The following is a 13123-nucleotide window of genomic DNA, read 5'->3' on the forward strand; positions in this document are numbered from 1 at the left end:
TCAAACCAGCCATTATGCGTAATAACGCTATACTCAATAAGCGGTGTTGTGTGGCTATCGGAATTAAGTAAGAGTGCATGTATGAAGCTACGAACGGTGGCAGCTTCTCTGTTATTGGCATTGCATTCCTCGTTTAGTCACGCAGCTGTGGCCGATGTGGGGGAGCCTGTACCAATTTATACAGAAGCTGAACTCATAAAATTGATTGAAGAAAACAAGCATTTGGAACGTGTCAAAGCCGACAATTGTCAGTTGGTGGAAGATATCGTTGCACGTGCCACTCGCATCAATTTGCCGTCATATGAGTTTTTGTATGGCGATATGTTGGCGTGGGGTGTCTGTGTCGATCAGGATGTCGAGCTCGGTTTGTATTACATGGAAAATGCTGCCCATCAAGGTTTGCCAACCGCACTTGAGCAGTTAGGTCGTTATTACTCACGCGGAACGTTAGTCCAGCAAGATAAAGAGCGCGCTATACCTTATTTGCGTGAAGCTGCTTCTATGGGTAACTTGAATGCCCGTATTCAGTTGGCCGAACTGTTGTTGAGAGATTACGGTAGCCCTCTGGATTACGAGGATGCTTATCGCTGGCTCTATAACTCTGCAACGGCAGATCAAAGAGTGCATAACCGCATCAATATCCTACGACAGGGTTTAGAGATGCGTATGCCAGAGAACATCATTGCGCGCGCAAAGCGTCGTGAAACCTTCTGGTAAATTCTAGCTAATTGATTCTGCAAACACATTACTAGGTTCATGTTCAGCCTCTAGGGTTGAGCATGAATTTCTTACCTTTCTTCACTGTATTTCACTTTTATTACTTCAAAGATAGTGCAACAGAACTATCTTATTAGTATTACTCACTTTTTATCCTTAAGCTTAACCACGCAGTAGGATATACTTTAATTCCCCTCTTACTTTAAGTAGGTCTGCCTATGTCTGATTCCACCCATATTGATCCGTTTGCGGATCGCGAAGCCGATAATTACGAAAATCCGATCCCAAGTCGTGAGTTCATCATCGAATTTTTAACTCAAGCTAATGTGCCAATGAATCGCAACGATTTGTTTGAAGCACTAAAACTCACCGGTGAAGATCAGTATGAAGGTCTGCGTCGCCGTCTTCGTGCCATGGAACGAGATGGACAACTCATCTTCACTCGTCGTCAATGCTATGCACTGCCTGAAAAACTAGAACTAATTAAAGGCTATGTAATTGGTCACAAAGATGGGTATGGCTGGGTACGTCCAGAAGGCAACACCAACAAAGACAACGACATTTTATTACCTCACCATCAGATGAGAACCATCATCCATGGTGATTACGTGTTGGTTCAACCAGCAGGTACGGATAAGCGTGGTAGAAAAGAGGGGCGCTTAGTTCGCGTATTGGAAGAACGTAAAACACAAATCGTTGGCCGCTTCTTCTTCGAGCATGGTTACTCGTATGTGGTGCCAGATGACTCACGTATTCATCAGGATATTTTGATCCCTAATGAGCAGCGTAGCGGTGCTCGTATGGGTAATGTGGTGGTGATTGAGATTACAGACCGAGGCTCACGTAGTCGCGGTATGATGGGTAGCGTGGTTGAAGTTCTGGGTGAAAACATGGCACCGGGAATGGAAACACAAATTGCCATCCGTACGCATCAAATTCCTCATGTGTGGCCAGACGAAGTTGAAAAACAGGTTGCAGGCTTAGGCGAAGAAGTGCCAGAAGAAGCTAAGGTGGGACGAGTCGATCTGCGTGAACTACCGTTAGTGACCATTGATGGCGAAGATGCGCGAGACTTTGATGATGCGGTCTTCTGTGAAGCGAAAAAAGGTGGTGGCTGGCGTTTATGGGTCGCGATTGCAGATGTAAGTTATTACGTTCGCCCTGAAACTGCGCTAGATAAAGAAGCGATTAATCGTGGTAACTCAGTTTACTTCCCGTCACAAGTTGTGCCTATGCTGCCGGAAGTGCTTTCAAATGGCTTATGTTCACTGAACCCGCAAGTGGATCGCTTGTGTATGGTGTGTGAAATGACTATTTCTGAAAGCGGTAAGTTATCAGGTTACAAACACTATGAAGCGGTGATGAATTCACACGCTCGCTTAACCTACACCAAAGTTCATGAAATTTTGGAAGGGGATGAAGAACTACGCGAACGTTATGTCGATCTTGTGCCACATCTTGAAGAACTGCATAAGATGTATCAAGTTCTTAAAGTTGCTCGTGAACAACGTGGTGCGATTGAATTTGAAACCGTTGAAACCAAATTCATCTTCACACCAGATCGTAAGATTGACAGTATTGAGCCACTTATCCGTAATGATGCTCATAAGCTGATTGAAGAGTGCATGATCATGGCGAACATTGCTTCTGCCTCATTGGTGGAAAAAGCAAAAGAGCCAGCGTTATATCGTATTCATGAAACTCCGGGCGAAGAGCGTTTGATGGGTTTCAGAGATTTCCTTGGTGAGTTAGGCTTAGAGCTGTCTGGTGGTCTTGAACCATCACCAACCGATTATGCACATTTGATGCAACAGATCGGTGAGCGTCCAGACAAAGAACTGATTCAAACTATGTTGCTGCGCTCGATGAAGCAAGCAATATACAGTCCTGACAATGCAGGTCACTTCGGCTTGGCGTTGAAGCGTTATGCTCACTTCACTTCGCCGATTCGTCGTTATCCAGACTTGTTGTTGCATCGTGCTATTAAGTATCTAATTGCCAAACATGAAGGTCGTAACCAAGACCGTTGGACTCCAACGGGTGGTTTCCACTATTCATTTGACGATATGAACTACTATGGTGAGCAGTGTTCGATGACTGAACGCCGCGCAGATGATGCTACTCGTGAAGTCTCCGATTGGCTGAAATGTGAGTACATGCAAGACCATGTAGGTGAAGAGTTGGAAGGTGTCATCGCTAACGTGACTGGATTTGGCTTCTTCGTTCGTTTAGCTGATTTGCACATTGATGGTTTGGTACATATTTCTACTTTAGCGAATGACTACTACCGATTTGACCCGATTGGTCAAAGACTTATCGGTGAGTCGTTTGGTAATACCTACCGCTTAGGCGATTCTGTCAAAGTTAAAGTGTTGTCAGTGAACCTTGATGATAGACAAATTGACTTTGAAATCGTTGAAACAAGTCGTAAGCTACGCGGCGCTGGTAAGACTGCTAAGAAACGAGCGACAGAATCGAAAGCAAAAGCGAAAGGTAAAAAAGCGGCTGCAAATCTTGGTAGTAAAGCTGTGCCAATGATTGAACCCACTAAACGTCCAGATGACGGTAGTGGTAAGCAAAAAGACAAAACGAGTAAATCCGCTAAATCTCGTAAACAGAAAGCTCGAGCTCAAGCTGGCAAAGCAAGAGCAAAAAAGAAGAAATAGGTAACTCATGAGTAACGAATTAATTTATGGCATCCACGCAGTAAAAGCGGTGTTAGAACGAGATCCTGCTCGTTTTGTGGAAGCATATGTACTGAAAGGTCGTCAGGACGATCGATTACTGCCTGTTCTGAATGAACTTGCACGTCTAGGCGTGTCGATTCAAGAAATGAACCGTAAAGTTCTTGATGACAAAGCTCAAGGTGCTAACCACCAAGGCGTGATAGCCAAAGTTAAACCAGCAAGACAACTCAACGAGCATGATTTAGAGATTATCGTTGACCAAACTGAGCAACCGCTATTCTTAGTTCTTGATGGTGTCACTGACCCACATAACTTAGGTGCGTGTCTGCGTAATGCTGATGCTGCGGGTGTGGCTGCGGTTATCGTACCAAAAGACAGATCAGCACCATTGACAGCTACAGTAAGCAAAGTGGCATGTGGCGCAGCAGAAACGGTGCCACTTGTTCGTGTGACTAACTTGGCCCGTACCATGCGCGCAATGCAAGAGAAGGGTGTGTGGTTTGTTGGTACAGCTGGTGAAGCAACACATGATATCTACCAAAGCAAATTAACAGGGCCTTTAGCTATAGTTATGGGAGCAGAGGGCGACGGTATGCGTCGTTTAACCCGAGAAACTTGTGATGACTTGATTAAGATCCCAATGGCGGGTTCGGTATCGAGCTTGAATGTTTCAGTTGCTTCAGGAATCTGTTTGTTCGAAGCTGTACGTCAACGTATTGCGGCTAAATAAAAGCACGCATAGCTCATATATAAAGGGGGTTGATAGTATTTATCAACCCTCTTTCATTTCATTTATCCTTTCTATTGTTTGATTAAACTTTGTTCGTTTATTTTTCAAACAGCCCTTGCATGTAAAACTGTGATCTGTATAATGCAGCGCACTGGTTAAGCCAGTTGTGAACCAATGAGCAGCGAGGAGCTGATAAATCCTAGGTTTTTATAAAATTCAGGTTTGTCAGGTAATGTATACTCAGCTTATGTTCGCAGTTAATTAAAATTTAGCTCATAGTTATCTAGTTTAGATAACTGAGGTTAATCACCTATTAGCTGACAATGTGCCCGATTTGGGTACTACGGTTTCACATAAATCAATCGGCATTCTCTCGTTTTAACGAGTTTGAGTGGCGATATTGTTTGTGTAATTTTTAATTATTGGAGCTCTGTCTCATGCAGAACCAACGCATCCGTATCCGCCTAAAAGCATTCGATTACAAACTAATCGACGCTTCTACAGCGGAAATCGTTGAAACAGCTAAGCGTACCGGCGCGCAGGTTCGTGGTCCTATTCCACTACCTACTCGTAAAGAGCGTTTCACTGTTCTTATCTCTCCACACGTAAACAAAGATGCACGTGACCAGTACGAAATCCGTACTCACAAGCGTCTGATCGACATCGTTGAACCAACTGACAAGACTGTAGATGCTCTAATGCGTCTAGACCTTGCTGCTGGTGTTGATGTTCAAATCAGCCTAGGTTAAGGGAGATTAGAAGAATGATTGGTCTAGTCGGACGTAAAGTGGGTATGACCCGCGTATTTACTGAAGAAGGCGTTTCTATCCCAGTAACTGTTGTGGAAGTTGAAGCGAACCGCGTTGCTCAAGTTAAAACTCTTGAGAACGATGGTTACACAGCTATCCAGGTAACTGCTGGTGCTAAGAAAGCTAGCCGTGTTTCAAAGCCAGAAGCTGGTCACTTTGCGAAAGCAGGTGTTGAAGCTGGTCGTGGTCTTTGGGAATTCCGCTTAGAAAGCGGTGAAGAGTTTGAAGTTGGTGCTGAACTAACTGTTGAACTTTTCAACGAAATCAAAAAAGTAGACGTTACTGGTACATCTAAAGGTAAGGGTTTCCAAGGCGTTGTTAAACGTTGGAACTTCCGTACTCAAGATATGACTCACGGTAACTCTTTGTCTCACCGTGCTCCTGGTTCTATCGGTCAATGTCAGACTCCAGGTCGCGTGTTTAAAGGCAAAAAAATGTCTGGTCACATGGGTGCAGAGCGTGTAACGACTCAAAACCTTGAGATCGTACGTGTTGACGCTGAGCGCAATCTGCTTCTTATTAAAGGTGCAGTCCCTGGCTCAATTGGCGGTAACGTTATCGTCAAACCAGCAGTTAAAGCATAACGTCTAGGAGTAAGTAATGGAATTGATGGTTAAAGGTGCTAACGCACTAACTGTTTCCGAAACTACTTTCGGACGTGAGTTCAACGAAGCTCTTGTACACCAAGTAGTTGTTGCGTACGCAGCAGGTGCTCGTCAAGGTACTCGTGCTCAAAAAACACGTTCAGAAGTTTCTGGCGGTGGCGCTAAGCCATGGCGTCAAAAAGGTACTGGCCGTGCGCGTGCTGGTACAATCCGTAGCCCATTATGGCGTACAGGTGGTGTTACTTTTGCTGCGAAACCACAAGATCACAGCCAAAAAGTAAACAAAAAAATGTACCGTGGTGCTATGAAGAGCATCTTCTCTGAGCTAGTTCGTCAAGAGCGTCTAATCGTTGTTGAAAGCTTCTCAGTTGATGCACCAAAAACTAAAGAGCTAACAGCTAAGCTGAAAGAACTTGAACTTAACGATGTTCTAATCGTTACTGGTGAAGTAGACGAGAATCTATTCTTAGCTGCGCGTAACCTGTACAAAGTTGACGTGCGTGACGTTACTGGTATCGACCCAGTTAGCCTAATCGCATTTGACAAGGTTCTTATGACTGCTGATGCAGTTAAGCAAGTTGAGGAGATGCTGGCATGATCCGTGAAGAGCGTCTACTAAAAGTTCTACGTGCACCGCACATCTCTGAAAAAGCAACTATGGCTGCTGAGAAAGCGAACACTATCGTTTTCAAAGTATCAATGGATGCTACTAAAAAAGAGATCAAAGCAGCTGTAGAAAAGCTATTTGAAGTTGAAGTTAAGTCTGTAAATACTCTTATCACTAAGGGTAAGACCAAGCGTCAAGGGCTACGCCAAGGCCGTCGTTCAGACGTGAAAAAAGCGTACGTTACTTTGAACGAAGGTCAAGATCTTGACTTTGTTGGCGGCGCGGAATAACAGGAGTAGTTGAAAAATGGCTATTGTTAAATGTAAGCCGACTTCGGCTGGTCGCCGTCACGTTGTTAAGGTTGTTAATGCTGACCTATATAAAGGTAAGCCTTACGCGCCACTTCTAGAGAAAAACTCTAAGAACGGCGGTCGTAACAACAACGGTCGTATCACAGTACGTCACATCGGTGGTGGTCACAAACAGCACTACCGTCTGATTGACTTTAAACGTACTAAAGATGGTATCCCAGCGAAAGTTGAGCGTCTTGAATACGATCCAAACCGTAGCGCAAACATCGCTCTAGTTCTGTACGCAGACGGTGAGCGTCGTTACATCCTAGCACCTAAAGGTGTTCAAGCTGGTGATGCTATCCAGTCTGGCGTTGATGCGCCAATCAAAGCTGGTAACGCAATGCCAATGCGTAACATCCCAGTAGGTTCAACTGTACATAACGTTGAACTAAAACCTGGTAAAGGTGGTCAGCTAGCTCGTTCGGCTGGTGCATATGCTCAAATCGTTGCTCGCGACGGTGCATACGTAACTATCCGTCTACGTTCTGGCGAGATGCGCAAAGTATTGTCTGAAGGCCGTGCAACAATCGGTGAAGTAGGCAACGCAGAGCACATGCTACGTGAATTAGGTAAAGCTGGTGCAAGCCGTTGGCGTGGTGTTCGTCCTACCGTTCGCGGTGTGGTAATGAACCCGGTTGACCACCCACATGGTGGTGGTGAAGGCCGTACGTCTGGTGGTCGTCACCCAGTTTCTCCTTGGGGTATGCCAACTAAAGGCTACAAGACTCGTAGCAACAAACGCACTGACAAGTACATCGTACGTCGTCGCAATAAGTAATCTATTTAAGAGGATAAGCCATGCCACGTTCTCTCAAGAAAGGTCCATTTATTGACCTACACTTGCTGAAGAAGGTAGAGAAAGCGGTGGAAAGCGGAGACAAAAAGCCTATTAAGACTTGGTCCCGTCGTTCAATGATCATTCCTACAATGATCGGTTTGACCATCGCTGTCCATAATGGTCGTCAACACGTTCCAGTTTTCGTAACTGACGAGATGATCGGTCACAAACTTGGTGAATTTGCACCAACTCGCACTTACCGCGGCCATGTCGTGGATAAGAAAGCTAAGAAGCGTTAAGGAGTAAATGATGGAAGCATTAGCTAAACATAACTTTGCTCGCATTTCGCCTCAGAAAGCTCGCTTAGTTGCAGATCAAATTCGCGGTAAGAAAGTTGACCAAGCTCTAGAACTTCTAACATTCAGCAACAAGAAAGCTGCTGAGCTAGTTAAGAAAGTTCTTGAGTCAGCAATCGCTAACGCGGAACATAACGAAGGTGCTGACATTGACGATCTACGTGTCGCTAAAATCTTCGTAGATGAGGGCCCTGTCATGAAGCGTATTATGCCTCGTGCTAAAGGCCGTGCGGATCGTATCTTGAAGCGTTCAAGCCACATTACTGTGGTTGTCGCAGATCGCTAAGAGACTAGGAGAGTAAGCAATGGGTCAAAAAGTACATCCTAATGGTATTCGTCTAGGCATCGTTAAGCCTTGGAATGCTACATGGTTTGCTAATACCAAAGATTTCGCTGACAACCTAGACGGCGACTTCAAGGTACGTCAGTTCCTAACTAAAGAACTGTCAAAAGCGTCTCTTTCACGTATCGTTATCGAGCGTCCAGCGAAGAGCATCCGTGTGACTATTCACACTGCTCGTCCAGGCGTTGTTATCGGTAAGAAAGGCGAAGACGTTGAGAAGCTACGCACAGCTGTAGCTAAAATTGCAGGTGTACCAGCGCAAATCAACATCGCTGAAGTACGTAAGCCTGAGCTAGACGGTCAATTAGTGGCTGATAGCATCGCGTCTCAACTAGAGCGTCGCGTTATGTTCCGTCGTGCTATGAAGCGTGCGGTACAAAATGCTATGCGTCTAGGCGCTAAAGGTATCAAAGTGGAAGTAAGTGGCCGTCTAGGCGGTGCTGAAATTGCACGTTCTGAGTGGTACCGTGAAGGCCGTGTGCCTCTACACACTCTACGTGCTGACATTGATTACGCAACTTCTTCAGCTCACACCACATACGGTGTAATCGGCGTTAAAGTTTGGATCTTCAAGGGCGAAATCCTTGGTGGTATGCCAGCTGCAAACGCTGTTGAGCCTAAGGCTGACAAGCCTGCGAAGAAACCGCGTAAAGGCCGTAAGTAAGGAGTCGACAGATGCTACAACCTAAACGTACTAAGTTCCGTAAGGTTCATACTGGTCGTAACCGTGGTCTAGCAAAAGGTACTGAAGTTAGCTTTGGTTCTTTTGGTTTGAAAGCTGTAGGCCGTGGTCGCCTAACTGCTCGTCAAATCGAAGCGGCACGTCGTGCGATGACACGTCACATTAAGCGTCAAGGTAAAATCTGGATCCGTGTGTTCCCAGACAAACCAATCACTGAAAAACCACTTGAAGTTCGTCAAGGTAAGGGTAAAGGTAACGTTGAGTACTGGGTAGCCCAAATCCAACCTGGTAAGGTTATGTACGAAGTTGATGGTGTACCTGAAGAATTGGCTCGTGAAGCGTTCCGCCTAGCGGCTCGTAAACTGCCATTCAAGACTACATTTGTAACTAAGCAGGTGATGTGATGAAAGCACAAGATCTACGCGAAAAGAGCGTTGAAGAGCTTAACACTGAGTTATTAGCGTTGCTGAAAGAGCAGTTCAACTTGCGCATGCAAGCTGCGACTGGTCAACTACAGCAAACTCATACTCTGAAAGCTGTCCGCCGTGATATCGCACGTGTGAAAACTGTTTTGACTGAGAAGGCAGGCGCATAATGAGCGACAAAATTCGTACCCAACAAGGTCGTGTTACTAGCGACAAGATGGACAAGTCTATCACTGTTGCTATCGAGCGTTTCGTAAAGCACCCAATCTACGGTAAATTCGTTAAGCGCACGACTAAAGTACACGCACATGATGAGAACAACGAATGTGGCCTAGGCGACTTAGTTGAAATCAAAGAGTGTCGTCCACTGTCTAAGACTAAGTCTTGGACTTTGGTAAAAGTTCTAGAGAAAGCTAAGATTTAATTAGTTTTTTCTGACTGAATAAACGGCTCCAAAAATAATTTTGGGGCCGTTTATTTTTTGACTACCCAATATAAAAAAAGGGTGGTACAATTCGCGTCCCTTTAAAGAGGCAGCCCGACCCGAGATGGGTCTAGTTTTTTAATATTTAGCGGAGCACTAACATGATCCAAATGCAAAGTATGCTGGACGCAGCTGATAACTCAGGCGCTCGCAGCGTAATGTGTATTAAGGTTCTGGGTGGCTCTCACCGTCGTTACGCCCACGTTGGCGACATCATTAAAGTTACTGTTAAGGAAGCAATTCCTCGCGGTAAAGTTAAGAAAGGTGATGTACTGAAGGCGGTGGTAGTTCGCACCCGTAAAGGCGTTCGTCGTCCAGACGGTTCTGTCATTCGCTTCGACCGTAACGCTTGCGTACTGTTAAACAACAACAGTGAGCAACCTATCGGTACACGTATCTTTGGTCCAGTGACACGTGAACTTCGTACTGCGAAATTCATGAAGATTGTCTCACTGGCTCCAGAAGTTCTGTAAGGAGCACGTAAAAAGATGGCAGCTAAAATCCGTCGTAATGACGAAGTAATCGTTCTTGCTGGTAAAGATAAAGGCAAGAAAGGTAAAGTAACTAAGGTACTAGCAACTGGTAAAGTTATCGTAGAAGGTATTAACCTTGTTAAGAAACACCAGAAACCTGTTCCTGCACTAGGCATCCAAGGCGGTGTTGTAGAGCAAGAAGCAGCGATCGACGTTTCTAACGTGGCAATCTTCAACGCAGCTACTGGTAAAGCTGACCGTATCGGTTTCCGTTTCGAAGATGGTAAGAAAGTTCGTTTCTTTAAATCTAACAACGAAATCGTTTCTAACTAATTAGAAGTAATTTGGAGTTCTACTATGGCGAAACTGCATGATTACTACAAGTCGTCTGTAGTCGCTGATCTGACCAAACAGTTCAGTTACACAAGCGTCATGCAAGTCCCTAGAATTGAGAAAATCACCCTCAATATGGGCGTTGGTGAAGCAATCAACGATAAGAAACTACTAGAAAACGCAGCTTCTGATATGGCGACCATCTCTGGTCAAAAGCCACTTATCACTAAAGCGCGTAAATCTGTTGCTGGTTTCAAAATCCGTGAAGGCTACCCAATTGGTTGTAAAGTAACCTTGCGTGGCGAGCGCATGTGGGATTTTCTGGAGCGTTTGATTTCTATCGCTCTTCCACGTGTACGAGATTTCCGTGGTGTTAGCGCTAAGTCTTTTGACGGTCGCGGTAACTACAGCATGGGCGTTCGCGAGCAAATCATCTTCCCGGAAATCGACTACGATAAAGTCGATCGAGTACGCGGTCTTGATATCACTATCACGACGTCTGCTGCTACCGATGAGGAAGGCCGAGCTCTGCTGGCTGCCTTTAACTTCCCATTCCGCAAGTAAGGTGACGGGTTACTGTTATGGCTAAACAATCAATGAAAGCACGTGAAGAGAAACGTGCAAAGCTAGTAGCACAGTTCGCTGAAAAGCGTGCAGCGCTTAAAGCTATCATCAGCGATGTAAACGCATCAGAAGAAGATCGTTGGAATGCGGTTCTTAAACTGCAAACTCTTCCACGTGACTCAAGTGCATCACGTAAGCGCAACCGTTGCAACCAAACTGGTCGTCCACACGGTTACCTACGTAAATTCGGTCTAAGCCGTATCAAAGTTCGCGAAGCTTGCATGAAAGGCGAGATTCCTGGACTTCGTAAGGCTAGCTGGTAATTGCCACTTAATCATTTGGAGTAAAGACTATGAGCATGCAAGATCCGATTTCGGATATGCTGACCCGTGTTCGTAACGGTCAGGCAGCAAATAAAGTTGCTGTAACAATGCCTTCTTCAAAGCTTAAAGTTGCAATTGCTGCACTACTTAAAGCTGAAGGTTACATCGCAGACTTCGCTGTAGAAGGCGGAGCAAAACCTGAGCTAGAAATCACTCTTAAGTATTTCCAAGCTAAACCAGTAATTGAGCAAATCAAACGTGTTTCACGTCCTGGTCTTCGTGTTTACAAGAAGAAAGGCGAACTACCTTCTGTAATGGGTGGTCTTGGTATTGCTGTTGTTTCAACGTCAAAGGGTCTTATGTCTGACCGTGCTGCTCGTAAAGCAGGTCTAGGCGGCGAAATCCTTTGCTACGTAGCATAATTAAGGAGTAGAACATGTCTCGTGTTGCTAAAGCACCTGTCGCTATTCCAGCTGGCGTAGAGGTGAAATTGAACGGTCAAGAGATCACTGTAAAGGGCGCTAAGGGTGAATTAACTCGCGTTCTTAATGATGCAGTTGTGATCGCTCAAGTTGAAAACAACCTAACATTCGGCCCTAAAGAAGGTGTCGTTAATGCTTGGGCACAAGCAGGTACTGCTCGTGCACTAGTAAACAACATGGTTGTTGGTGTTACTGAAGGCTTTACTAAGAAGCTAACTCTTAAGGGTGTTGGTTACCGTGCTGCTATGAAAGGCAACGCTGTAGCGCTAACTCTAGGCTTCTCTCACCCAGTTGAGCACGAGTTGCCAGCGGGTATTAAAGCCGAGTGTCCAAGCCAAACTGAAATTGTTCTAACTGGTTGCGATAAGCAAGTAGTTGGTCAAGTTGCGGCTGACATTCGTTCTTACCGCGCGCCTGAACCTTATAAAGGTAAAGGTATTCGTTACGCAGATGAAAATGTGCGTACTAAAGAAGCTAAGAAGAAGTAAGGTAACACTATGGATAAGAAAGCATCTCGCATCCGTCGTGCTACACGTGCACGTCGTAAGATTGCAGAACTGGGTGCAACTCGCCTAGTAGTACACCGTACTCCTCGTCACGTGTACGCACAAGTGATTGCAGCTAACGGCTCTGAGGTTATCGCAGCAGCATCTACTGTAGAAAAAGCGATCCGTGAGCAAGTTAAATACACTGGTAACGTTGATGCAGCTAAGGCAGTTGGTAAAGCTGTTGCTGAGCGCGCTCTTGAAAAAGGCGTAACAGCTGTTGCATTTGATCGTTCTGGTTTCCAATACCACGGTCGAGTAGCGGCGCTAGCAGAATCTGCTCGCGAAGCTGGTCTGAAATTCTAAGGTAGGGTTGGAAGATGGCTAAAGAACAACAAGTTCAAGCGAATGATTTGCAAGAAAAATTAATCGCTGTTAACCGTGTTTCTAAGACGGTTAAAGGTGGTCGAATCATGAGCTTCACTGCACTAACTGTAGTTGGTGACGGTAACGGTCGTGTAGGTTTCGGTTACGGCAAAGCTCGTGAAGTACCTGCTGCGATTCAAAAAGCAATGGAAAAAGCACGTCGTAACATGACTACGATCGCGCTTAACGAAGGCACTCTTCACCACCCGGTGAAAGGTCGTCACTCGGGCTCTAAAGTTTACATGCAGCCAGCTGCAGAAGGTACAGGTGTTATCGCAGGTGGTGCGATGCGTGCAGTACTAGAAGTTGCAGGTGTACACAACGTTCTATCTAAAGCATACGGTTCAACGAACCCTATCAACATCGTTCGTGCAACGATCGATGCTCTAGCTAGCGTTAAGTCACCAGAAATGGTTGCTGCTAAACGTGGTCTAACTGTTGAATCTATTTCGGAGTAAGAA

22 protein-coding genes are annotated in these 13123 nt (G+C 45.4%); all 22 read left to right on the forward strand.

Annotated elements, in window-relative coordinates; all coding sequences use genetic code 11:
- Positions 1-81 precede the first annotated feature (81 nt).
- The 22 genes from motX (at position 82) to rpsE (ending at position 13120) form a co-directional block, all read left to right on the forward strand.
- Positions 82-717: a flagellar protein MotX gene (motX, locus tag HKI82_RS13965; protein ID WP_171138356.1), complete on the forward strand. Its 636-nt coding sequence runs from the start codon at positions 82-84 to the stop codon at positions 715-717.
- Positions 718-935: 218 nt separating this feature from the next.
- Positions 936-3383 (forward strand): ribonuclease R, encoded by a 2448-nt coding sequence (gene rnr / locus HKI82_RS13970; protein ID WP_171138357.1) that lies wholly within the window; start codon positions 936-938, stop codon positions 3381-3383.
- Positions 3384-3390: 7 nt separating this feature from the next.
- Positions 3391-4134, forward strand: coding sequence for a 23S rRNA (guanosine(2251)-2'-O)-methyltransferase RlmB (gene rlmB / locus HKI82_RS13975; RefSeq protein WP_102941166.1), 744 nt, complete (start codon positions 3391-3393; stop codon positions 4132-4134).
- A 437-nt stretch (positions 4135-4571) separates the two neighbouring features.
- A complete protein-coding gene (gene rpsJ / locus HKI82_RS13980) occupies positions 4572-4883 on the forward strand; it encodes a 30S ribosomal protein S10 (protein ID WP_001181007.1) in 312 nt (103 codons plus the stop codon).
- Between the two features lie 14 nt (positions 4884-4897).
- A complete protein-coding gene (gene rplC / locus HKI82_RS13985) occupies positions 4898-5527 on the forward strand; it encodes a 50S ribosomal protein L3 (RefSeq protein ID WP_042485177.1) in 630 nt (209 codons plus the stop codon).
- Between the two features lie 16 nt (positions 5528-5543).
- On the forward strand, positions 5544-6146 hold the full coding sequence (gene rplD / locus HKI82_RS13990) for a 50S ribosomal protein L4 (RefSeq protein ID WP_102941165.1): 603 nt from the start codon (positions 5544-5546) through the stop codon (positions 6144-6146).
- A complete protein-coding gene (gene rplW, locus HKI82_RS13995) occupies positions 6143-6445 on the forward strand; it encodes a 50S ribosomal protein L23 (protein WP_042485182.1) in 303 nt (100 codons plus the stop codon). The genes rplD and rplW overlap by 4 nt, the downstream gene beginning before the upstream one ends.
- A 16-nt stretch (positions 6446-6461) precedes the next feature.
- Entirely contained in the window at positions 6462-7286 is an 825-nt protein-coding gene (gene rplB, locus HKI82_RS14000; protein ID WP_102941164.1) for a 50S ribosomal protein L2, read from the forward strand.
- 20 nt (positions 7287-7306) lie between these two features.
- Entirely contained in the window at positions 7307-7585 is a 279-nt protein-coding gene (gene rpsS, locus HKI82_RS14005; RefSeq protein WP_042485188.1) for a 30S ribosomal protein S19, read from the forward strand.
- A 10-nt stretch (positions 7586-7595) separates the two neighbouring features.
- Entirely contained in the window at positions 7596-7928 is a 333-nt protein-coding gene (gene rplV / locus HKI82_RS14010; protein ID WP_042485189.1) for a 50S ribosomal protein L22, read from the forward strand.
- Positions 7929-7947: 19 nt separating this feature from the next.
- Positions 7948-8649: a 30S ribosomal protein S3 gene (gene rpsC / locus HKI82_RS14015; protein WP_042485192.1), complete on the forward strand. Its 702-nt coding sequence runs from the start codon at positions 7948-7950 to the stop codon at positions 8647-8649.
- Between the two features lie 11 nt (positions 8650-8660).
- On the forward strand, positions 8661-9071 hold the full coding sequence (gene rplP / locus HKI82_RS14020) for a 50S ribosomal protein L16 (RefSeq protein WP_004728605.1): 411 nt from the start codon (positions 8661-8663) through the stop codon (positions 9069-9071).
- Positions 9071-9262: a 50S ribosomal protein L29 gene (gene rpmC, locus HKI82_RS14025; RefSeq protein ID WP_042485196.1), complete on the forward strand. Its 192-nt coding sequence runs from the start codon at positions 9071-9073 to the stop codon at positions 9260-9262. The genes rplP and rpmC overlap by 1 nt, the downstream gene beginning before the upstream one ends.
- Complete coding sequence (gene rpsQ, locus HKI82_RS14030) at positions 9262-9516, forward strand: 30S ribosomal protein S17 (RefSeq protein WP_102941163.1); 255 nt, start codon at positions 9262-9264, stop codon at positions 9514-9516. The genes rpmC and rpsQ overlap by 1 nt, the downstream gene beginning before the upstream one ends.
- Before the next feature lie 161 nt (positions 9517-9677).
- Positions 9678-10049, forward strand: a complete 372-nt coding sequence (gene rplN / locus HKI82_RS14035; protein ID WP_042485201.1) for a 50S ribosomal protein L14 — start codon at positions 9678-9680, stop codon at positions 10047-10049.
- 15 nt (positions 10050-10064) lie between these two features.
- Positions 10065-10382 carry a 50S ribosomal protein L24 gene (gene rplX, locus HKI82_RS14040; protein WP_042485205.1) on the forward strand — a complete coding sequence of 106 codons (318 nt, stop codon included), beginning with the start codon at positions 10065-10067 and terminating at the stop codon, positions 10380-10382.
- Between the two features lie 24 nt (positions 10383-10406).
- Positions 10407-10946, forward strand: a complete 540-nt coding sequence (gene rplE, locus HKI82_RS14045) for a 50S ribosomal protein L5 (protein WP_042485207.1) — start codon at positions 10407-10409, stop codon at positions 10944-10946.
- 17 nt (positions 10947-10963) lie between these two features.
- A complete protein-coding gene (rpsN, locus tag HKI82_RS14050) occupies positions 10964-11269 on the forward strand; it encodes a 30S ribosomal protein S14 (protein ID WP_102941162.1) in 306 nt (101 codons plus the stop codon).
- A 29-nt stretch (positions 11270-11298) separates the two neighbouring features.
- The gene (rpsH, locus tag HKI82_RS14055) at positions 11299-11691 is read left to right on the forward strand and encodes a 30S ribosomal protein S8 (RefSeq protein WP_102941161.1); all 393 of its coding nucleotides are present in this window, start codon (positions 11299-11301) and stop codon (positions 11689-11691) included.
- A gap of 14 nt (positions 11692-11705) precedes the next feature.
- The gene (rplF, locus tag HKI82_RS14060; protein WP_102941160.1) at positions 11706-12239 is read left to right on the forward strand and encodes a 50S ribosomal protein L6; all 534 of its coding nucleotides are present in this window, start codon (positions 11706-11708) and stop codon (positions 12237-12239) included.
- A gap of 9 nt (positions 12240-12248) precedes the next feature.
- Positions 12249-12602 (forward strand): 50S ribosomal protein L18, encoded by a 354-nt coding sequence (gene rplR, locus HKI82_RS14065; protein ID WP_005435088.1) that lies wholly within the window; start codon positions 12249-12251, stop codon positions 12600-12602.
- Positions 12603-12616: 14 nt separating this feature from the next.
- On the forward strand, positions 12617-13120 hold the full coding sequence (gene rpsE / locus HKI82_RS14070) for a 30S ribosomal protein S5 (protein ID WP_004728614.1): 504 nt from the start codon (positions 12617-12619) through the stop codon (positions 13118-13120).
- The last annotated feature ends 3 nt before the right edge of the window (positions 13121-13123 follow it).

The organism is Vibrio plantisponsor (genome assembly GCF_013041605.1).
Lineage (GTDB): Bacteria > Pseudomonadota > Gammaproteobacteria > Enterobacterales > Vibrionaceae > Vibrio > Vibrio plantisponsor.